Genomic DNA, 19,540 nt, shown 5'->3' on the forward strand with positions numbered 1-19,540 from the left:
CCTCCCACCTGAGGCGGGCGTTCACTATTTGCGGAATTAGCGTGGAAGAAAAGAGGGAATAGATATGACGAGTGTACAGACCGGAGCAGCAAAGGCAGCAGCTGTATGGGAGAAGTTAAAACAAGAGATTAAGGCAGCTGCTCCCGAGATGGGTATTGATGATATAGGATTTGCTTCGGCAGAACCATTCGTGACATTGAAATCCATTCTGGAGCAGCATCGGGCGAAAGGGTTCGAATCCGGATTTGAGGAGCCTGATATTGAGAAAAGGATACGTCCAGAGTTGAAAGATGGCGAGCCTGCTTCGCTCATTGCCATTGCCGTGGCTTATCCATCGAAGATGGTCAATCCGCCGAAGTCGGAGCCTGGTGCATACCGTGGTATTCTGGCTCGTTCCGCCTGGGGGCAGGATTATCACCAGGTCCTGCGTGCAGCAATGGACAAGCTGGTTCATTTTATACGTGAGCGCGTACCTGAAGCCATGATCGAAAGTATGGTAGATACGGGGGCATTGGTGGACCGTGCTGTTTCCCAGCGAGCGGGGATTGGATTCAGTGCCAAGAACTGTGCCATTATATCGCCCAAATTCGGTTCATGGATCTTTCTCGGCGAATTGGTCACGAATATCCCGTTTCAGCCAGATAACCCGGTGACCGAGGATTGTGGTGAATGTACGAAGTGTATTGATGCCTGTCCAACAGGAGCACTGGTCGGGCCGGGACAACTGAATGCACAGCGCTGCATTTCGTTTGTGACCCAGACGAAAGGCTTCGTGGATGAAGAGTTTATGCTGAAAATCGGCAATCGTCTGTACGGTTGTGATACCTGTCAAATTGTCTGTCCGAAGAATCGGGGTAAAAACTGGGACCACCATCCCGAGTTTCATCCTGATCCGGAGATTGTAAAACCTTTGCTGATACCGCTGCTTGACATCGGTAACCGTGAATTCAAAGAGCGCTTTGGCCAAAGCTCTGCCGCTTGGCGGGGCAAAAAGCCAATCCAGCGCAACGCCGTAATTGCCCTCGGCAATTTCAAAGACAAAACCGCTGTACCGAAACTAACGGAGGTACTGAAGCGTGATCCGCGTCCCGAACTGCGGGGAACTGCAGCTTGGGCGCTGAGCAGAATTGGAGGAGAAGACGCAATGAGAGCCATTGGGGAAGCTGCCGCTAACGAACAAGATGGGAACGTGCTAAGCATGCTGCAGAAGGCCAAGGAACGACTGAGTTCGTCCCAGACCTTACCCGATAAGCCTCAGGCAGAGCCGAATAGCAACAATAAGCCTGAGGAACAGAAGGAACTGAATATGACATCCGAACAGGAAAATGGGCAGAAGACAGAGCCAACCAAGCCGGAAGCTGCAGCATGGAAACCGTCAGCCGTAACAGGCCTGAGTGGTACACCGGTATATTACGATGAGGTGCTGACACCGATCGGTACACTTACGCTCTGTGCCACGGATAAGGGCTTGTGTCACATTGATTTTGGTGCATTCCATGTGCGCGAGGCGCATCTGCAACAATGGGCCCGTACATGGATCGGCGAATATCGATATGAGAAAAATGAAGAGAAGCTGAGCGAAGCTGCACAGCAGATAAAGCAGTATTTTGCGGGAGAACGAAAAGCGTTTGAACTGAAGCTTGATTTGTTTGGAACACCATTCCAGCTACAAGTATGGCAAGTCCTGTCCGATATATCTTATGGAGAGGCCTCAACACACCAACAGGTTGCGGAAATCATCGGCAGGCCCAAAGCTGTTCGAGCAGTTCTGGATGCCATTAGTAAAAATCCGATTCCGATTATTATTCCCTGTCACCGCATCAGCGGTAAAGACGGAACCCTGGTGGGTTATGTAGGCGGGCTGCAAACCAAAGAGCAATTACTCACATTGGAGCAGCAATCGTAAGAGCGGGGGACGTTCATGAAGTATGTTAACGTGGAGAGCGTGGAGGCGGGGGAGCTTCTGGGTAAAACCATATATTCCGGCAACGGCACGGTATTGTTGTCTGCCGGAGTCCAGCTCACCGTATTTATGGTTAATACGCTCAAGCGTATTGGTGTGACCATGCTGTACATCCAGGATGAAGCTTATAAAGATGTGGATACAGAAGACATTCTGGATGAAGCCACGAAAAAGGCAGTCATTAATGAAATGAGTGTTACACTCGATTCTATCCGTTCCGGGAAAGACTGGAGCCCGAAGAAGGTTGCCATCAGCATAGATAAATTGTTGAACGATGTTCTGAACGGGCGTGAACTGCTTGTCCAGCTCACAGATATTCGGACCAAAGATAACGCACAGTATGTTCATGCCATGAATGTATGTTTGCTGTCTTCTGTCATTGGTCTGAATCTGGGGCTTAACTATGTACAGCTCAAGGATCTGGCCGTCGGAGCTCTATTGCATGACATCGGCAAAGTGGGGGAGCCACCGGGGAGCGGTTCAGCAGCAAACTCTTCCTTGCATCACACGTGGAGAGGGTTCGAGTTGATCAAGTCCAAACGAGAGTTCAATCTGCTTGTGGCGCATACGGCTCTACAGCATCATGAGCATGTGGATGGTACGGGACTGCCGAGGGGCATCAAGGGAAAAGACATTCATCTGTTCGCTAAAATCGTCAGTGCAGCTAACACGTATGATAATCTGATTAATGGCCTTTCTGGTAGAATTATGCTGCCACACGAAGCCTGTGAAGAGATGATGGCGATGTCTGGCACGAAGCTGGATCGTGACATTCTGATCGAATTCAACCGAAGTGTGTCCGTGTATCCAAATGGAACAGCAGTTCGTTTGTCTACCAAAGAGACCGGAGTCATTGTACGTCAGCATCGGGGTTTGCCCGGCAGGCCTGTCATTCGGGTGGCGCGTGGCAGTACACGTTATGATCTGGATGTGATTGAAGTGGATCTGGCTCAACATACAACCGTTTTCATAGAGGCGGTATTGATGTAACGTATACGAAGTTCCTGAGAGATTTATTGAATGTTTTCGATCTGTTTTCTGGATGTTAAATTCAGCGTATAGCTGGAAAATCCGTTTGCTCAAGGCGTGCGGAAATGCTATGATAACTTTCAGGAAATCCGGTGCGTGTCATGTTTGCATTGTGAACGTATAACATCATGTGCTGACACGGATCATCAGGCTTTTTAGATTGCATACAGAGGTGTCTAAGAGATGGCAATAGCAATACCGATTATTACATTGATTGTTGGTCTGGTCGGAGGATTTTTCATTGGGGTATACTACTTGCGGAAACAGCTTGAGAAAATGCAAAGCGATCCCGACATGCTCCAGAAGATGGCGAAGCAAATGGGTTATAACCTGAACGGTAAGCAAATGCAGCGCGCCCAGCAGATGATGAAGAACCAGCAGCCAGGCGCGAAGATGCCTCAGCCGCAACAACATCCTGCGCGTAAAAACTCGGGCCGCCGAAAATAATAGCTGTGAGCGAGCATTATGCATAATGCTGAAGTGAATAGCTGCTTACAGTATGTGGTTCGAAAGGAGGCGTTCGGCAGTGGCTGGCGTTAAAGATTATTTGAATTCAAAAGTATCCGACAATCGGGAGAAGATCGAGTATCACATTGAACAGATCTTGCAATTGATCGGTGAGGATAGTACGCGGGAAGGGCTGCTAGAAACGCCTGCACGCGTAACCCGGATGTATGAAGAGATTTTTGGCGGGTATGAAGTGGACCCGCGCGATGTACTTGGTGTGACGTTTGACGAGAATCATGAAGAACTGGTCATTGTGAAGGACATTGTCTATTACAGCCAATGTGAACACCATATGGCGCCTTTCTTCGGTAAGGTGCACATTGGATATGTACCGAGTGGCAAAATTGTGGGATTGAGCAAAATGGCCCGTCTGGTGGAGGCAGTTACCCGCCGCCTGCAGGTTCAGGAGCGCATTACCTCACAGATTGCCGATATTCTGACTGAAGCGGTAGAGCCCAACGGTGTCATGGTTGTCGTGGAAGGCGAGCACTTGTGCATGTGTTCCCGCGGCGTGAAGAAGCCAGGCAGCAAGACGGTAACGTCTGCTGTGCGTGGTTCTTTCCGTGAAAATCCGGCACAGCGTGCCGAGTTCCTATCGCTCATGAAAGATTAAGATCGGCTCATTCCACTCGTTGGACAAGCCAGAAGCGTTGAATCCTGTGGCACTATCATGTTGTTTCCATATCAGTCGGCAATTTGCTAGTCTGAAATGGCAGTATAGATGCTTGTGCCTATGGAAGCTTTCATAAATAAGCCGTGTTCCCTGGGGAACCGGCTTATTTACATATTACTTTTGCATTCACACAATTCATCCAGATTAGTTTAGTCGGAGGCTATCTTATATGAGTGTACCGTCCAATTCAGATCAACCCGGATCGCCGGGAGCAAAGCAGCAGATGCAGCTTGATCATTCATTGCCTCTGCAAATTTGGGAGACACCGCTGCTGCGCCACGGGAGCAGTGTACTTGAAGCATTTGCTTGGGAAGAAATCATGTGCCGCCAGGTGGGAGAAGGTCACTTGCCCGTTGCTCATATTTGGCGGCATCCAGATGCCTTTGTGGCGGGACTGAGGGACCGGAGGCTGCCTCAGGCGGTAGAAGCGATGGAACGCATGAGAAGCCGGGGAACGGCGGTCTGTGTTCGTCCATCCGGTGGTGCGGCAGTTCCCCTGAATCCAGGGGTGGTTAACGTATCTTTAATTTTACCCAACCCTGGACGTGCCATCAATATTCACGATGATTTTCGGGAGATGTCCTCACTGATTGCTGATTCGCTAACACCGTGGTCGAGTCAGGCACGTACGGGGGAGATCGAAGGCGCCTTCTGTCCTGGCGATTATGATGTCAGTGTGGGTGGACTGAAATTCTGTGGTATTGCCCAGCGCAGACAGGCCAAGGCTTATATCATTACGGCCTTTATCATCGTGGAAGGACAAGGGGACCAATTGGCAGCAGACGTGCGTGAGTTCTATCAGGATGCAGCAGACGGTTCCAGCGAAGGATACCCGGATGTTCGGCCCGGAACGATGGCAAGTTTGTATGAACTGGCAGGTGTCCCTTCTGCTGCGGCGTATACAGCCTCGTTGGTACGCACACTGCGTCAACGTTTTCCCTTGGCGGAGACAAGCCGTGTGTTGAGCGTGGATCGGGAAGCCGTTAGGCGGACGGCTGAGCAGATGAAACTGCGTTACGATTAGGTTCGGAAGCTTGGACTTGGAATTGGGTAATAGAGATGATATGATGTGATTTCGGAAGGAGAGTGTCTACATGGAAACTTTAAGATATACGTACTTATATGAGGTCATTTCCACAGGCGAAAAGTCTGAATTCAGCCAAATGGCTACAAGCAAGGAAGAAGCAGCTGCCCTGATCGTTGCACGTATCGCTGATCTTGAATTTACAGGTGAAGAAGATATCAAGCTGGGCGATCTGATCGCGATTAGCAAACAGGTTGGCGACAATTATGTTGCCTGTGAGGGTTGCGCCTCTTAAAGGCTTGGGGTCCATAGATTATCCTATTACAAGCAAGTCTTCTTGAATCAGGAGGCTTGCTTTTTTTTGCGAAAAAGAGAGATCTTTCAGTCTATAAGCTGGTGATATCTCTTTTTCGCATAACTCCAACCCTAATTTCAATAAGGCGGCCATAACAGCTTGCGCGCAGTTTCGTAACGTTCCGCCACAGCTGGCCAGTAAACAACCTTCCACCAATCCTCGATATATTTTTTGCGTTCATTCTGGTGTTTCAGATAGTAGGCGTGTTCCCATACATCAAGCGGCAGGAGAGGCACAATGTCGGACTGAGATAAGTTCTGGTGTTTCTCCGCCTGCAAAATTTCCAATCTATGCGCCCGCGGGCTCCATACCAGCATGGCCCAACCGCTGCCTTCCACTTTGTTGGCGGCTTCGGTGAATTGATTCTTGAACGCTTCATAGCTGCCAAAATCCCGCTTGATCTGCTCTGCGAGCATACCGGAAGGCTTGCCTCCACCTTTGGGGTTCATGATCGTCCAGAAGATCGTATGCAGGTAATGACCTGCACCATTAAACGCGAGTTCACGTTCCCAATGTTTGACGAGTTCAAAATTATTCTTTTTCCGCGATTCTGCCAGCTTTTTCTCCGCGGTGTTCAGTCCGTCCACGTAGGACTGATGGTGTTTGTCATGGTGTATACGCATCGTCATCTCGTCAATATGCGGTTCCAGCGCATTGTAGGCATAGGGCAGGGGTGGCAGTGTGTGTCCACCAATAGGTACAGGTTTTTCTTTGACTGGCGCTGCTGAAGAGTCGGTTGTGCCCTCTGCGCTTGCATTTGGAGAATGGACAGCCGCTGAAGATTGTGCCTGTACCGATGGAGTGGGGTTGTTGACTTTTCCTGCGGTATTGGACGATTCTTCTACAGCTTCACGATAGGGTTGTTCAGACACGGGCGTTGAAGCAACTTGTACGTTGGGATCAGTCGGTTGTCCCGAGGTTTGAAGAATAGGTTTCAGTGAAAAAGAGGGATCAGACACCAAATCTCGCAAAGATCCAGATTGTTTCAGCGTTTCAAGTACCCCCAGGAAATACTCGGATTCACGAATGAAATGCAGGATAACTATTTTGGCAATCGGCACATGCTGAACAGCATTACTTTCCAGCAAGACGTACAACTGTCTAATGAACTCTCGCGATTGTGTGCAGGCAGCCGCTACGAGCTGTTCAATGCAGCGGATGATGTAGGGAGCAGGCGGCTGGGTTCCCGGCAGTATTTGCTTCAACAGCTGATTCGCGACTCGTTCACTATTCTCAAAGATTGCTTCCCACTCCGCAAGCCAATTGACATAAGAGGGTTCAAGATCAGGAACCAATGCACGAATGACAATCGTATGTTCCTTCTCTTGCTCTTTCCAGAAACGGACTTCTTCGAGTACCCGCAGAGGCAGCAGATGCCCATATCCATACCAATTCATAAGCGGTAAACCTCCGTTCAGATGAATTCAAATTCACATCCAGCAGCAGTTATAAAATTTAATCTCCCCGTTCGCTCAATTTTGTAATGTACAAGCTAGAGAGCTGTCTTTAATTACGTCCCAAAAGTATATTCTCCAAGCATGTTGTCCTATGTATAAACAAAAAAGAGCCCCATAGGGGCTCTTGAAATACCGAATCTTCACGATTCTCCGGTATTGGTATTTTCCACATCATCGCTGCTCGTCTTCGTCACATGACTCAGGAATGTGGAGACACGGCGCAGATATTCCTTCGGATGCTCCCGGAAGATCAGCTCATGGTGCGCACCATCCACAATCCATTCATCGGATTTTGGATTGGTTTGGTTGCTGGCAAGCAGCTCTGCAATGGGGTAAGGAGCTTTCTCATCCTCTGTACCATGGATGAAGAAAATCGGGAAAGGATAATCTTCTTTTTTCACTTCCTGATACGGAATTTGCTGTAATCCGGTTCCGTTCAGAATCGGGAACAGCAGGTTCATAATCTCCAGTGTAGGCTGCCGCGGAAGATCAATCTGATTATGGATGTTGTGATACAGCGTATCCGGCTCAAGCAGGAAGGTGCTGTCCAGAATCATAGCATCCACATCCTTGGTAATCAGCCCAGTCTGCAGGGCTGTACCTGCACCCATGGAGAATCCCCATACGACAAGCTCCTGAGCTCCGCGCTGCTTCGCAAACTGGATAGCACCAAGCAGCTGCTGGGACTCGGCTTTGCCGCCTGTGGCGACAGCTTTGTTCACCTGTGAAGCGAAACCGTAATCGAACATCACCACATTGAAGCCGAGTTGGTGAGCATAATGGGCCAAGTCATACATCGGTACCCAGGTCTCTTCACGATTCGCACCATATCCATGGCTGAATATGATGGTTTTGTTTGCATTATCATCAGCCGGAATATACCAACCCTGCATCGTTCGACTGCCGTCTGCTGCCGGGAACGTAATGTCTTGATACTTCATGTTCTTCGCCTGCATGGGATTGGAGAATACAGGCGCTACAGTTGGATTGGATAATACCCAAGCAATATAACCGTGTAGTGCAATGAAACAAAAGAGCAGAAAAAATACAACGGAGAGCAACAACGCCACGACAATATGTTTGAACCGGATCAGCCTCGGTGATAACGAAGAAGGCAGATCTGATACTTTCGTTTGCAGCGGGGCTTCGCTCTGGGATGTCGGATACATGATTGCCCCTCCTTTAAAAATCAAATGAAGATAACAACGAGACGAACAGAGCGGATAAATGATTTTTCTGACTACTTATGAAGCAAAATCTTAATTTAATATATCTTTATCGTATGTTCCAATATAGTCAAAGTCAATTGATTGAGGCCATTTGTTACGCAATTGTTATATAGTTCTGAAGATATATGGGTAACATTTCCTTAGGGTGCAAAATGCAGGGGATTCTAATTTATAAAAAGAAAATATTTACAAATATCCCTATTCCAAATGGCGCTTTTTGGTTTACAGATGAGACCGTTTCTCATATAATTTATGTAACCAAGTTTCATGTGATGAAACATGAGGAGGGCAACTTGCCATGGAAGACCGAAAGTTAACCGTCCGGGCTGTAGAACGGGCGCTGGATATATTATTGTGTTTTACAACCCGCAGTGATCTGGGACTCACGGAAATTGCCAGCCAGATCGGTCTGCACAAGAGTACAGTCCATCGTCTGATGGCTACTTTGGAGGACAAAGGGTTCGTGATCCGGGATGCTGCAACTGAGAAGTATCGGCTTGGCATACGCATCTGGGAACTGTCTGCCCATATGTCTCGCAGCGATGATCCTGCCATTTTGCTCCTTCCTGCGATGGAGCGGCTCAGAGATCGACTGGGCGAAACCGTGAGTTTATATCTTCGTGATGGCAGTGAGCGGATTCGCATTCAGGCCGTGCAGAGTGATCAGGCGATTCGTCGTGTAGCTCCGGTGGGCGTCAGACTTCCGTTATCTGTGGGAGCATCCAGCAAAGTGCTGATGGCTTTTGCCACCGAAGAGGACCGCGAAGATCTGATGAATGGACCGGAATGGCCGGTATTTATCGATCCCAAAGTATATTTGGCACAGATGAAAGACATTCTTGAATATGGCTACGCAACAAGTTATGAGGAACGTGAACCGGGAGCCGCCGCAGTATCTGTACCCATTATGGATCGGAAAGGAAACATCGCTGCTGCTTTGTCAGTATCCGGGCCTGTTAGTCGCCTCTCACAGGAGACGTTGCATGAATACGCACCTGTGCTGAAGGAAGCTGCGACACAGATGGGACTTATGTTATCCTGATTATATTTTCTGGAATTTAAAGGTTGTTTTTATGATTCGGTTGCGCTACTCTGTAATGGACGGCCCAACGGGGTCAGTATAATTAAATATGTATTTGCGGCTTAGATGCAGCAACTTGTTAACGTTACTGGGGGAGTCCGAATTGTCCGGACTGAGACGGAATCGCATGAGATTCCGGACCCTTTGCACCTGATCTGGATCATACCAGCGTAGGGAAGTAATCGGCGATACGACCACGAACACCATATCATGTGGCCTATGGACGGACTCCCTTATGGAGCCTGAATGAGGTGCGTTATTGGTGATGGACATAAGCCGGTTCCCTCGGGAACCGGCTTTTTTATACAGTAAATAGGCGGAAGCCAGTGTCAGAGCTACTTTTAGATATTGAGCTGGGAGCCATTGGCGAGCATGGGGTTCCAATAGCCTTTGCCCCGAATTCTGTATTACTTGAACTGTATGTCTCTATTTTGTGTTGTAGGTTCGCTCTTTCCTTTTCTATGTGTTGGATGGTTTGGATCCGTATGCAAGCATTTCAATCCAGGCAATCACCAATAAGGAGGAGACAAGAGCGATGAGTACAGGAAACCAAACGGGACAAGAAGCGATGGGACAGGACAAGCAGGATCAGCAGTTGGCAAAGGAAAAAGGTACGGCAGGACGGGTTCAGCCCTTCCCGGGCAGCCGCAAAGTGTACATTCAGGGCTCACGACCGGACATTGCTGTACCGGAGCGTGAAATTGCCCTTCATGACACCAATACTCCTCAAGGAGTGGAGCATAACGAACCACTGCGTGTCTACGATACGAGCGGACCGATGACCGACCCCGGATTTCATGCCGATATCCGGGCAGGGTTGCCGGCGCTGCGTACCCGCTGGATTACGGAGCGTGAAGATGTTGAAGCCTACCAGGGACGAACGGTAAAACCGGAGGATAACGGATTGAAACCGGGAGGAAAGCGAGCAGGAGCCGAGGAGTATCCGGGCTTGCGTGGCAAACCATTGCGGGCACAGGCAGGGCGCAGCGTGACCCAGATGCATTATGCACGACAGGGGATGATCACACCGGAGATGGAGTTCGCCGCCATTCGTGAGGGGGTGGAACCGGAGTTTGTGCGGCAGGAGCTGGCGAGTGGCAGGGCCATCCTACCATCAAACATCAATCACCCGGAGAGTGAGCCGATGCTGATCGGGCGTCATTTTCATGTGAAGATCAATGCGAACATCGGCAACTCTGCGGTATCCTCCTCCATCGAAGAAGAGGTGGAGAAGATGACCTGGGCGGTACGCTGGGGATCGGATACCGTGATGGATCTGTCCACAGGCAAAGACATTCATACGACCCGGGAATGGATCATCCGCAATTCACCTGTGCCGATTGGAACAGTACCGCTCTATCAGGCGCTGGAGAAGGCCAATGGAGAAGCTGAAGCACTGACCTGGGAGTTGTATCGTGATACGCTCATTGAGCAGGCAGAGCAGGGTGTGGACTATTTTACAATCCATGCAGGTGTGCTGCTGCGTTATATTCCGATGACCGCCAAACGTATGACGGGTATTGTGTCACGGGGCGGGTCCATCATGGCAGCATGGTGCCTTGCGCATCATCAGGAAAATTTTCTATACACCCATTTTGAAGAAATCTGCGAAATTATGAAAAGGTATGACGTGGCGTTCTCGCTCGGAGACGGACTGCGCCCAGGAAGTATCTACGATGCAAATGATGAAGCCCAGATGGCGGAACTGGCTACGCTTGGTGAACTAACACAAATCGCCTGGAAGCATGATGTGCAGGTGATGATTGAAGGTCCGGGACATGTGCCGATGCACAAGATTAAGGAGAATGTCGATCTGCAAATGGAGATTTGCAAGGAGGCGCCTTTCTATACGCTGGGTCCGCTGACGACCGATATTGCACCGGGATATGACCATATTACCTCGGCAATTGGAGCAGCGATGATCGGCTGGTTTGGTACGTCCATGCTCTGTTATGTTACGCCAAAAGAACATCTGGGCCTGCCCAATAAGGATGATGTGCGGGAAGGCGTTATTGCCTACAAGATCGCTGCTCATGCCGCTGATCTGGCGAAAGGTCACCCGCGTGCCCAGCGGCGGGACGATGCGCTGTCCAAAGCACGCTTTGAATTCCGCTGGAGGGATCAGTTCAACCTATCGCTGGATCCGGAACGTGCGCTATCCTACCACGATGAGACGTTGCCGGCGGAAGGGGCCAAAGAAGCCCATTTCTGCTCCATGTGTGGGCCGAAATTTTGCAGCATGCGCATTACGCAGGATATTCGTGCTTTTGCCGCAGACAAAGGTTTGTCCGAAAATGAGGCCGTGGCAGCGGGCATGTTGGAAAAGGCTGAGGAATACCGGACACGCTCTTAGGCGCTGTTATAGCGCAATCTGAGCAGCCTGACATGGTAAAAAGCCGTTCCTCTCCGTGATCGCGGAGAAGAGCGGCCCTTTTTCTGAGTTCTTGTATGTGTACATCATCTGAAAAACGTTCAGTTCTCATCAGGATGAGTTTCTTGATTTTTCTTGTTCCACATTTTATATAAAATCCCCGCAATAACAAATAAGAGTGCATCACTCAATCTGGGAGAACCGCCATATATAAACGCCGAACAGGCAAATCCAACTACAAATAATATAACAACATAAAGAAAACGCACGCTTATTCCTCCCGTCAATTGTAGACGTAGATGGTTTGAATGGCTTACGTCTCGGATTCAAAGTCTAACGCCGCTTCAAGCTCAACTTCTTCTCCAAATACGCTGCTAGCGAAACCAAAGGGCTATAGATTGCCATGCCTGTAACTGCTGTGACCCGTGCTGCTGCAGGAGCCATGGACAATTGAGCGGCTACGACTGTGTTATCTGGATACTGCTCAGCAAGTTGCTGTAACCCGGTGCTCACTGCTGCAAGATAACCTTCCTTATCGCCTCGCATAATTAACTCGAATATGCCCGGGATCAGTACTGCTTCAGTCTTTATGGTCACGGCCTCGTGTCGCTGCTCATCTTCAACATCTTGCTGCAAAGCCTGATTCACCCGCGCCATCGTTCCTTCAATCGTTGCAGGGTTGGTAAACGCTAGAATGTACTCGCCAGAATTCTGCTGCATTTCCTGAAGTAAGGGATCATCAATACCAATCACGGGCACGGGTACTTGCTGTGCCTCCTGCTCAAGTACGGCTGCAAACAGGGTACAGGTAACGAGGATGGCATCTGCATGGCAGTGGGCGATCCATTGCAGCGTTTGTGATACTTTCTCATGCGTAACTGCCTCGGTAAAATCGGAATCATGTTTGAGGCGATCCAGGCCCGGATCGACATAATGTACAAGTTCAACCTCATAAGGAGCGAGAGCTTCTTCAATCAGTGCAATATTGGAATAGTGAGCGTGAAAACAGCCAATGGTCATCATCATACTTGCCTCCTGAAATGGATTATGTCTCATATAAGTTCCGCAGATATTTAACCCATTATAGGGATGAGGCAATAGACTGTACATATTTAAAATACTGAGTTCACAACATTTATCGTGAAAACGCGAATAACCGTTCATCCACAACTTCGCAGAGGAACGGTGCAAACCACGTAAGCGATTCTCGATTTGCTTGTCATTTCATTTATCGCATAGAAGGGGCAGCATTCTTTTTAGCCATTTTTTGTTGCAAAATTTCATGAAAGGATAGACCTTGAGTGTTCTCATTCTCCTTTTTGGGAGCAGTGGTCGCCGTGTTGCGCGGATATTGATGGTGGTACGGGATCATTTGCTGAATAGGCATGCGGATCATCTTGGTTCCTCCTTTAATGCATTTTCGAATATGCATATGTGATTATTGATAGATTATGTATTCTGACGGGTTATCGTCTCTGTTACGCAAATAGGTATTTGTGACTTGTTAGACGAAACAGGTAACTTAAGGTGTAATTCCAATTGGATTGTAGTGATTTTACCCCGTATTCAGGGGATGTAAACGTTTTTAAGTAAATTCAGGAGAAAAGGACCGCATATGTGAGGTTTCGTATGGGAGGATAGAAGCGGTTGTTAAGTGAATAGACCCAGTTTTGGGAATGCCAATGGTGTCGAAATTAAGACATATTGTCTGGTTGTATAGGTACGACGCAAGCTAGCTAACTTGGTACCATGGTCGGTTGTCGGGTGCATACTAGGGCATTTTTTTGGTGGATAGATAAAGGGAACAAGGCAAAAAGCCGTCAGGAAAACCTGACAGCCTAACAGCATTTTGCATAAATCCGTGAGCGGTATGCTATTTTGAGATATAGATCGCAATGGTCCAATTCGAATTAAGGAATGACCATAATCACTTTTTCTTATTTTTCTTGGCGAACAGCGATATACAAGTCCACTTGTACGTTCTCAGGATCGAGACTGCGCTCATCATACAATTCGAAATCTCCGGTAAACGTGCGATCCCCTTGATTGTTCCAGGCCCACACCGCACCCCAGGCCTCACCTACGACCTCGGCCATCGGGCCCTTTCTGGAGGTGAACACCGCATATGTTGCAGGCGGTAGGTTAACGGAACTCACTCCCTCAGGCAACGCTTCATCCAGACCCACCTCATGACCCACCAGTATGGTGTATTCTCCATTTATGCCATCTGTATAATTAGCGTAACAGCCATAGCGGTTGGCTTCAGGGGCAGGCTGATGATCTGAGGCGAAGTAGCTGTTCCAGAGTCCCTGAATACAGCCTTTGCCACTCATCTCAATGGCATTGGTTGTTCTGGCGGACACACCTGCAAGGCGCTTTCCTGGCAGTGTGACGTACCGAATGGGCTCTGTGGAAAGCCGATTGTCGCGAGTTCCTTGATTAAATTCAACGGAATCATCCGAATTTTCTGCCCCAAATGTCACGTTCCGTTCTGAGCCGGAGGCATTCCATCTTTTCAAAAAAGGAAGCTGGTTACGCAGCATCGCCCTTGCAGATTCCTCGTCCATACCTTCCTGGTCCAGTATGGCGGTGCACATTTCAATCATGCCCTCCAGCGTAATATCGGGTTGCTCGAACTTGCCTTCTTTATAACAATAGATACAGTATTCGCGGGTTGTATTGCCATCTATATCTGTTCCGAATTGAGCAGGGGTAGTAAGTGGCATTCCGCAGCTTTGGCATACTGTGACGTTCATCATCAATTCCTCCTTGTTATGTACAGCTTGAATATAATAGAAGTATAACGGTAGGAACTGGACACCTGTCTGTCAGGTTAAGGGTGGGGTTTTATAATTTTGTACAATTTGTTCAGCAATTCTACGAATCTCCTCCCGAATATGCAGAGGCTCCAGCACTTCGACATCCGCGCCAAATCCAAGAATGAACCCATATAACCAGTTGTCCTCCGGGAATGCGACTTGGCTGATATAATACCCCTCACCATCCGAAACGACGTTCTCTATGCCAAACCATTCCTCTGCGATGTGACGGATACAAGCATGGAATCTCAGGCTCAGGGCCACTTTATTATCCGGAGTTGCCCATTCTTGCTGCCAGGGCCTGTCCTGCAGGTTGATCGGCCTTCGTTCGAAGTTTCCTTGGGCAAGGGCGACATCTCGCATACGGACCAGCTTGAACATGCGGAAATCGTTGCGTTCGTGACAGAATGCATAGAGATACCAGGAATGTTTTTTGAGCACAAGGGTATGCGGATCGGTCGTTCTATGAGTTTGAGTACCTTCTGCACTACAATAGGTAAATGTAATGGGCCGCAGTTGATCCATGCCCTGTTCAATGAGTTGAAGTTTCATTTCCAGCGCTTCGGGATGCGTCCACATCGAATAATCCACAATGAAGCGGCTGGTATTGGCTTGGAAATCCTCATTTTTGGCTTCAGGCACGATGCTGCTGAGTTTCTCCATTAATAGATCCCGTGCAACATTCGTATGGGAGGTGGAGACACTGCGCAGCGCAGTGACAATGGAGGCGAGATCCTTGTCGGTCAATACATTTCGATCAAGCCGGTAGCCCTCTGCCAGGCCAATACCACCGCTTGCACCCTGATAGGTGACGACAGGAATACCGGCCTGACCCAGCGTGTCTATATCCCTGTAGATGGTGCGGATGGATACTTCAAACGTATCGGCCAGATCCTTGGCCTGCACCCGGCCACGATTGATTAACAGCACAACAATGGCTAATAAACGGTCGAGTTTCATATATTGGATTCCCTTCAATCATTTATAAGTTGGATTCAGATATGTTATATTGTTGAGCATCACATATAGGAGTGGAATAAGCAATGAAGCGTATTACGATTTTGATCGCAGATGATGAAGTTGAGATCGCTGATCTGGTTGCATTGCACTTGCAAAAAGAAGGATATCACATCATCAAGGCATTTGATGGGAAAGCGGCGGTTCAAGCCATTCAGACACAAGCAATAGATTTGGCCATTTTGGATATTATGATGCCGGGTATGGACGGATATGAGGTGACCCGCAAAATTCGGGAGCAGTATCACCTGCCTATCATTTTTCTGAGCGCCAAAACTTCAGATATGGATAAGATCACCGGACTCGTGATGGGCGCAGACGATTACATGACGAAACCATTTAACCCGATGGAACTGGTTGCGCGGGTCAACTCCCAGCTGCGCCGTTCACTTCAATTCAGCCAGTCTGTACCAATTCAGCGCTCCATTCTGGAGAAGGGCGGGCTCATTATCTCGCCAGATCAACATAGCGTAACCTTATACGGCAAGCCAGTAGAGTTAACACCGAAGGAGTTTGACATCCTGTATCTGCTAGCGAGTCATCCCAAACAGGTGTTCAGTGCGGAGAGCATCTTTGAGCAAGTGTGGGGAGAGGCTTATTATGAGAGCGGCAATACCGTAATGGTTCATATTCGGACCCTGCGCAAGAAGCTTGGCGAAGATGTGGGCAAGAACAAGTTTATCAAAACGATCTGGGGTGTGGGGTATACGTTTAATGAATAAACGCAGAAGTTTTCGAACGACCATGATTCTGTTGCTTGGTTTAAGCATGTTGGCATCTGGAGCGATTACCTTTGGGGTATATAAAGTGATGCAATACTATTACACCGGTGTGCGTGCGGAAGATCAGTTAGCGGAATATCGTCACTTTATGAGAAGTATAGGGGATATTTACTTTTTCCTCATCTTGTTCATACCGCTTGCCATCCTTTTTTTCTTCTGGTTTACCAAGCCGTATGTTACCTACTTCAAAAATATCTCCACAGGTATCCGGCAGCTCGCAAGTGGTGATTTCCAGCACCGTGTGCAAATTTCGACGAAGGACGAGCTGGGCGCGATTGCTGAGGATATCAATCTGGCAAGTCTGAAACTGAGAGAAGCGGTAGAACGGGGAGATTTTGCGGAGAGCAGCAAGGACCAGCTGGTTGTAAACCTGGCGCATGATTTGCGTACCCCGCTAACATCAGTATTGGGTTATCTGGATCTGTTGATGAAGGATGATCAGCTGACGGAGGAGCAGGTTAGGCACTTTACAGCGATTGCTTTTACCAAGTCTCAACGTCTCGAGAAACTGATCGATGATTTGTTCGAGATTACACGGATGAATTATGGTATGTTGTCGATTGAGAAGAAGAGACTTGATCTTAGTGAACTGCTACGGCAGATGAACGAAGAGCTGTACCCTGTTTTTGAAAAGAACCACCTGGTCACCCGACTGCATATCGATTCCGAGTTAACCATCTCCGGCGATGGTGAGGTGCTTGCACGCGTGTTTGAGAACCTGTTGATCAATGCAGCACGTCATGGTACAGATGGTCTCTACGTGGATATCCATGGGCATCGTGATGCAGGACAGGTGATCATTCAGATCATGAACTATGGGGGACATATTCATCCGGATGATCTGCCTCATATTTTCGATATGTACTATACCGGAGATCGTGCGCGGACACCTCAGGAAGGTGGAACAGGCCTGGGCCTGTTTATTGCCAAAAATATTGTGGAGCAGCATGATGGGTCCATTTCGGCTCAAAGTGATATCGTACGGACCGTGTTTGAAGTGCGGTTGCCCGCATTAGAATGAAGTAAAAGGCTGAATTTAAGAAAAACTTTAGAATTGCCCTGCTTTTTTTTAACTAGTTTTCTCTATCCTTGAATTACGAGGTAAAGGAGGAGCATGGAATGAAAAAGTGGGGATTTTTGATATGTATCATTGTACTGGGATATATCTTTTCCAAGTCACCCGCACTGTTTGAGCAGAAGGAAGAGGCGAATCTGGAAGTTCAGGATACGGGTGAAATTCGTGCAGGTTATACCAAAACAATTCACGTGGATATGCAGAATCAAGTACATAAGGGGAATTTATTGCTCGTCAATTCGGAGTATCCCGTTCATGCGGAAGGTGTTAGAACCGACATTGTCAATCTGGCTGAACAACATGAATTGGTCCGGGGATACGGATTGATGGATCAGAAAATTATGTTGTCAAAGTACGTAGCGCAAGCGTTCCAGAAGATGGTTGAAGCTGCTGGGAAAGATGACGTGCGATATTTTATTATTAGCAGTGGCTATAGGGACTTTACGAAGCAGGAGCAGCTTTATGAGGAAAAGGGATCGGACTATGCGCTCCCCGCGGGACATAGTGAACATAACCTGGGCTTGTCCATGGATATCGGCTCTACGCTGGCTGCTATGAGTGAAGCACCAGAAGGAGCCTGGCTGGAAAAGAATGCATGGAAATTCGGATTCATCTTGCGTTACCCGAAGGATAAAGTCGACATCACCGGCATCCAATTTGAACCATGGCATTTCCGGTATGTGGGATTGCCGCACAGCGCCATCATGTATCATAATCATCTGGTGCTGGAGCAATATTTGGAGCTGCTGCAGCAGAAAAAGAGCATTTCTGCCGAAGTCGGGGGAGAGCACTATTTTATACGCTATTACGATGCATCCAAAGATGAGACCATTCATATCCCTGAGCACGGTCAATATGAGATATCGGGAGACAACATGAAGGGAGTTGTCGTGACGGTGGAGGAATAAACAACTAGAAATACATGGAGGTTCGTTTATGAAACCTAAGGAGTTCAACATGAAGATGATATGGGTCGCGGCATTGATCGTCTATCTGTATCTGCTAACCAAGCTTATATTATTCAAGGGTCATGCGGTGGATTGGGGCATCGTGAGGGTTCAACTTATGGCGATCGCGCAGCAACCGGATCTGATTCATACGCGAACCGTTAACCTGACGCCATTTCAGGAAATCTCAAGAGACTGGCATAGCCTGTCGTTACATCGTCCGGGTACCGCAATTCATCTGCTGGGCAACGTCATGGCCTTTATCCCACTGGGTATTTTCATTCCAGTACTGATGGGGAACAAGCTTTTGTCAGGGGCAAAGGTACTCGTACTTTCCTTACTCTTAAGTTTTGCCTTTGAAGCGACACAGCTATTGACGGGCATGGGCATATTCGACGTGGATGATCTTATGTTGAACACTGTTGGTGGGATGGTTGGTTATGTTCTATATACCATGCTTATCGGTCTGAAACGTATGATTGTGGGAGGAACAGCAAGCACTGCGAAAAAAGAGTATAGTTCCAATCAGAGTCGGGTGTAAGGAGGGGAATGCACATGCAATCTCTGGATAAAGCATCAGATTACATTGGACATTAAAAGGAAGTGTAGATGCGTTACACAGCCTTTGTCATATTAATATGAGAAGCTCCCCATAACGTGCTGAGTACGTTATGGGGAGCTTTTATATCTGCCAGATAAGGTGGAGTAATTGTAAACAGATAATGACTTCGTTTGCGAGCTGAATCGCTAATGAGGTAGAGTAGAGATGATACATTTATCAACCCACATCCTTACAAGGAGGATATATATTGTATTCATTGGCTAAACAACTCGCAGGAAGAATGAAAGCGATCATGGAGATTGAAAGTGAAATTGCTGAAGCTGAGCGTAATCAGCAAGGTGAAGAATTTGTACGTGATTTAGAACAGAAAAGATCAGACTTGATAAAAACCTTTACACGTGATGAGTTACTGGTCATAACAACCGTGATGGAGGTAGGGCAATCGGAGAGAGGTTATCGACACTATTTTGACTCAAGTGACGTTGAGCTTATTTACCTACCCATTGAGTTGAATGAGCATGAACTGATGAAGAAATACTCTCACTTTCTGGTACATAAAACAAAACAAGAACTAGCAGATGGAATTGAATATCATACACTCGTCTCGTCATTTCTAAAAGAAGGTATGGAAATCTTAAAACTCTAAACT

At 48.0% G+C, this 19,540-nt stretch carries 19 protein-coding genes, 1 pseudogene and 1 riboswitch; of the genes and pseudogenes, 13 read left to right on the forward strand and 7 right to left on the reverse strand.

Features of this window, described 5'->3' with window-relative positions:
• The first annotated feature begins 64 nt into the window (after positions 1-64).
• From queG to RS891_RS03455, 6 genes are all read left to right on the forward strand, one after another.
• Positions 65-1,906 carry a tRNA epoxyqueuosine(34) reductase QueG gene (queG, locus tag RS891_RS03430; RefSeq protein ID WP_315794428.1) on the forward strand — a complete coding sequence of 614 codons (1,842 nt, stop codon included), beginning with the start codon at positions 65-67 and terminating at the stop codon, positions 1,904-1,906.
• A gap of 15 nt (positions 1,907-1,921) precedes the next feature.
• Positions 1,922-2,953, forward strand: coding sequence for an HD-GYP domain-containing protein (locus RS891_RS03435; protein ID WP_113052192.1), 1,032 nt, complete (start codon positions 1,922-1,924; stop codon positions 2,951-2,953).
• A 222-nt stretch (positions 2,954-3,175) separates the two neighbouring features.
• Positions 3,176-3,439, forward strand: coding sequence for a YneF family protein (locus RS891_RS03440; protein WP_113052193.1), 264 nt, complete (start codon positions 3,176-3,178; stop codon positions 3,437-3,439).
• A gap of 79 nt (positions 3,440-3,518) precedes the next feature.
• Positions 3,519-4,112, forward strand: a complete 594-nt coding sequence (folE, locus tag RS891_RS03445) for a GTP cyclohydrolase I FolE (RefSeq protein ID WP_079695742.1) — start codon at positions 3,519-3,521, stop codon at positions 4,110-4,112.
• A 229-nt stretch (positions 4,113-4,341) separates the two neighbouring features.
• The gene (locus tag RS891_RS03450; RefSeq protein WP_315794429.1) at positions 4,342-5,196 is read left to right on the forward strand and encodes a lipoate--protein ligase family protein; all 855 of its coding nucleotides are present in this window, start codon (positions 4,342-4,344) and stop codon (positions 5,194-5,196) included.
• Between the two features lie 70 nt (positions 5,197-5,266).
• Positions 5,267-5,491 (forward strand): hypothetical protein, encoded by a 225-nt coding sequence (locus RS891_RS03455; protein WP_053779639.1) that lies wholly within the window; start codon positions 5,267-5,269, stop codon positions 5,489-5,491.
• Positions 5,492-5,628: 137 nt separating this feature from the next.
• Here the strand turns inward: RS891_RS03455 and RS891_RS03460 are convergent, their stop codons facing one another.
• Together RS891_RS03460 and RS891_RS03465 are read right to left on the reverse strand one after the other, a co-directional pair.
• Positions 5,629-6,948, reverse strand: coding sequence for a Fe-Mn family superoxide dismutase (locus RS891_RS03460; protein ID WP_315794430.1), 1,320 nt, complete (start codon positions 6,946-6,948; stop codon positions 5,629-5,631).
• A 200-nt stretch (positions 6,949-7,148) separates the two neighbouring features.
• Positions 7,149-8,177, reverse strand: a complete 1,029-nt coding sequence (locus tag RS891_RS03465) for an alpha/beta hydrolase (RefSeq protein ID WP_113052196.1) — start codon at positions 8,175-8,177, stop codon at positions 7,149-7,151.
• A 358-nt stretch (positions 8,178-8,535) separates the two neighbouring features.
• On the opposite strand from RS891_RS03465, the gene RS891_RS03470 reads away from it, so the two are divergent.
• Positions 8,536-9,279: an IclR family transcriptional regulator gene (locus tag RS891_RS03470; protein WP_063568040.1), complete on the forward strand. Its 744-nt coding sequence runs from the start codon at positions 8,536-8,538 to the stop codon at positions 9,277-9,279.
• Between the two features lie 119 nt (positions 9,280-9,398).
• Positions 9,399-9,512, forward strand: a riboswitch (TPP riboswitch).
• A 374-nt stretch (positions 9,513-9,886) separates the two neighbouring features.
• On the forward strand, positions 9,887-11,671 hold the full coding sequence (thiC, locus tag RS891_RS03475) for a phosphomethylpyrimidine synthase ThiC (RefSeq protein ID WP_315796153.1): 1,785 nt from the start codon (positions 9,887-9,889) through the stop codon (positions 11,669-11,671).
• Positions 11,672-11,790: 119 nt separating this feature from the next.
• Here the strand turns inward: thiC and RS891_RS03480 are convergent, their stop codons facing one another.
• The 5 genes from RS891_RS03480 to RS891_RS03500 form a co-directional block, all read right to left on the reverse strand.
• Positions 11,791-11,958: a hypothetical protein gene (locus RS891_RS03480; RefSeq protein ID WP_181586490.1), complete on the reverse strand. Its 168-nt coding sequence runs from the start codon at positions 11,956-11,958 to the stop codon at positions 11,791-11,793.
• 64 nt (positions 11,959-12,022) lie between these two features.
• On the reverse strand, positions 12,023-12,715 hold the full coding sequence (locus tag RS891_RS03485; RefSeq protein ID WP_315794431.1) for an aspartate/glutamate racemase family protein: 693 nt from the start codon (positions 12,713-12,715) through the stop codon (positions 12,023-12,025).
• A 202-nt stretch (positions 12,716-12,917) separates the two neighbouring features.
• Positions 12,918-13,085: a hypothetical protein gene (locus RS891_RS03490; RefSeq protein ID WP_161490662.1), complete on the reverse strand. Its 168-nt coding sequence runs from the start codon at positions 13,083-13,085 to the stop codon at positions 12,918-12,920.
• Between the two features lie 541 nt (positions 13,086-13,626).
• Complete coding sequence (locus RS891_RS03495; protein ID WP_113052198.1) at positions 13,627-14,448, reverse strand: zinc ribbon domain-containing protein; 822 nt, start codon at positions 14,446-14,448, stop codon at positions 13,627-13,629.
• A gap of 69 nt (positions 14,449-14,517) precedes the next feature.
• A complete protein-coding gene (locus RS891_RS03500) occupies positions 14,518-15,468 on the reverse strand; it encodes a helix-turn-helix transcriptional regulator (protein WP_315794432.1) in 951 nt (316 codons plus the stop codon).
• 83 nt (positions 15,469-15,551) lie between these two features.
• Here RS891_RS03500 and RS891_RS03505 point away from each other — a divergent pair, with 83 nt between their 5' ends.
• From RS891_RS03505 to RS891_RS03525, 5 genes and pseudogenes are all read left to right on the forward strand, one after another.
• Entirely contained in the window at positions 15,552-16,247 is a 696-nt protein-coding gene (locus RS891_RS03505) for a response regulator transcription factor (protein ID WP_113052200.1), read from the forward strand.
• A complete protein-coding gene (locus RS891_RS03510; protein ID WP_315794433.1) occupies positions 16,240-17,328 on the forward strand; it encodes a HAMP domain-containing sensor histidine kinase in 1,089 nt (362 codons plus the stop codon). The genes RS891_RS03505 and RS891_RS03510 overlap by 8 nt, the downstream gene beginning before the upstream one ends.
• Positions 17,329-17,759: 431 nt before the next feature.
• Positions 17,760-18,087, forward strand: a pseudogene (locus RS891_RS31625) (M15 family metallopeptidase); the annotation flags it as partial.
• A gap of 231 nt (positions 18,088-18,318) precedes the next feature.
• Entirely contained in the window at positions 18,319-18,870 is a 552-nt protein-coding gene (locus RS891_RS03520) for a VanZ family protein (protein WP_315794435.1), read from the forward strand.
• A 268-nt stretch (positions 18,871-19,138) separates the two neighbouring features.
• A complete protein-coding gene (locus tag RS891_RS03525; protein ID WP_315794436.1) occupies positions 19,139-19,537 on the forward strand; it encodes a hypothetical protein in 399 nt (132 codons plus the stop codon).
• Positions 19,538-19,540: the final 3 nt, after the last annotated feature.

It is taken from the genome of Paenibacillus sp. BIC5C1 (assembly GCF_032399705.1).
Taxonomy (GTDB): Bacteria; Bacillota; Bacilli; order Paenibacillales; family Paenibacillaceae; genus Paenibacillus; species Paenibacillus taichungensis_A.

What these genes read in the sequence shown, in the direction of transcription:
- RS891_RS03490 (WP_161490662.1), bottom strand. Translation starts at nt 13,085, where the DNA reads ATGATCCGCATGCCTATTCAGCAAATGATCCCGTACCACCATCAATAT.
- thiC (WP_315796153.1), top strand. Translation starts at nt 9,887, where the DNA reads ATGGGACAGGACAAGCAGGATCAGCAGTTGGCAAAGGAAAAAGGTACG.
- RS891_RS03495 (WP_113052198.1), bottom strand. Translation starts at nt 14,448, where the DNA reads ATGATGAACGTCACAGTATGCCAAAGCTGCGGAATGCCACTTACTACC.
- RS891_RS03505 (WP_113052200.1), top strand. Translation starts at nt 15,552, where the DNA reads ATGAAGCGTATTACGATTTTGATCGCAGATGATGAAGTTGAGATCGCT.
- RS891_RS03470 (WP_063568040.1), top strand. Translation starts at nt 8,536, where the DNA reads ATGGAAGACCGAAAGTTAACCGTCCGGGCTGTAGAACGGGCGCTGGAT.
- queG (WP_315794428.1), top strand. Translation starts at nt 65, where the DNA reads ATGACGAGTGTACAGACCGGAGCAGCAAAGGCAGCAGCTGTATGGGAG.
- RS891_RS03460 (WP_315794430.1), bottom strand. Translation starts at nt 6,948, where the DNA reads ATGAATTGGTATGGATATGGGCATCTGCTGCCTCTGCGGGTACTCGAA.
- RS891_RS03500 (WP_315794432.1), bottom strand. Translation starts at nt 15,468, where the DNA reads ATGAAACTCGACCGTTTATTAGCCATTGTTGTGCTGTTAATCAATCGT.
- RS891_RS03520 (WP_315794435.1), top strand. Translation starts at nt 18,319, where the DNA reads ATGAAACCTAAGGAGTTCAACATGAAGATGATATGGGTCGCGGCATTG.
- RS891_RS03510 (WP_315794433.1), top strand. Translation starts at nt 16,240, where the DNA reads ATGAATAAACGCAGAAGTTTTCGAACGACCATGATTCTGTTGCTTGGT.
- RS891_RS03465 (WP_113052196.1), bottom strand. Translation starts at nt 8,177, where the DNA reads ATGTATCCGACATCCCAGAGCGAAGCCCCGCTGCAAACGAAAGTATCA.
- RS891_RS03455 (WP_053779639.1), top strand. Translation starts at nt 5,267, where the DNA reads ATGGAAACTTTAAGATATACGTACTTATATGAGGTCATTTCCACAGGC.
- RS891_RS03485 (WP_315794431.1), bottom strand. Translation starts at nt 12,715, where the DNA reads ATGATGATGACCATTGGCTGTTTTCACGCTCACTATTCCAATATTGCA.
- RS891_RS03440 (WP_113052193.1), top strand. Translation starts at nt 3,176, where the DNA reads ATGGCAATAGCAATACCGATTATTACATTGATTGTTGGTCTGGTCGGA.
- RS891_RS03435 (WP_113052192.1), top strand. Translation starts at nt 1,922, where the DNA reads ATGAAGTATGTTAACGTGGAGAGCGTGGAGGCGGGGGAGCTTCTGGGT.
- RS891_RS03450 (WP_315794429.1), top strand. Translation starts at nt 4,342, where the DNA reads ATGAGTGTACCGTCCAATTCAGATCAACCCGGATCGCCGGGAGCAAAG.